At 32.0% G+C, this 895-nt stretch carries 1 protein-coding gene; it reads right to left on the reverse strand.

What is annotated here, in order from left to right; translation table 11 throughout:
• The coding region (locus ACWIX0_RS13840) for a bacteriophage T4 gp5 trimerisation domain-containing protein (RefSeq protein WP_454174562.1) at positions 1–895 on the reverse strand (895 nt) is incomplete at both ends.

An 895-nucleotide genomic window follows, 5' to 3' on the forward strand; every position in this document is an offset into this window, starting at 1 on the left:
TATTGTAGTTTGTTTATCCCCTCCAATGTATTCACTACTATTATGCTCTACTTTTAGTTTGTTATCTGCTCCTATGCTTAATGCGTTGCTTGTGCCTACGATAGTATTTTTTGATAAAGCTACATTTGTGTTATATTCTGCACCTACTTTGACTATTTTGGCTAATGCTATGTCTTGGGTATGTGTTTTTGTTATGGTTTCGTTGTAGTGTCCTTTTATGGTAGATTCTTTATTGTTTAGAATAGTTTGAGTAAAGTTATGCTCGATTGTCTCATCATAGTCTTTTTGAGCGTGGATTGAGATTAGCTCATTATCTTTTATATTTTCTAGCGTTATTTCATTTATGCCTTTTTCATTTAAGCCTAATGTTTTAGAGCTAAATGTGGTTTTATGAGAATCTTTTGGTAGGTTTAGATTTGGGGTGTTAGTGTTATTATATAGGCTACCACTAATATATGGCTTATCAATGTCATTATCTAAAAAGCTAATAAGCACTTCATCACCTACTCTTGGAGTATGATAAAATCCTGCATTATTACTTGCAATAGGAGAGGCTACTCGTAAGTAGGGGGAATAATATTGTGTATTATCTTGTGTGTTGTTTGTTGCGGTTGATTCACTTGGATTTACATTAGATTCATTGTTGTTTTTGTTTGAATTGCTTGAATCTAATATTTGCGTATTGTTGCTACTTGAATCCTTAAGGTTTAAATTAGATTTATTTGAATCTTTTAATGTTTTAGATTCGCTAGATTGCGCGTTTGATTGGCTTACATTATTTGAATGGTTTGTTGATTGCGCGTTTGATTCTGTGTTTGCAGAATCTAATGTAGATTTATGGCTTTGCAATATATTATTATCAATTATTGCTTGATTAGCAAAGGCATTGATTCTC

It is taken from the genome of Helicobacter sp. T3_23-1059 (genome assembly GCF_053654515.1).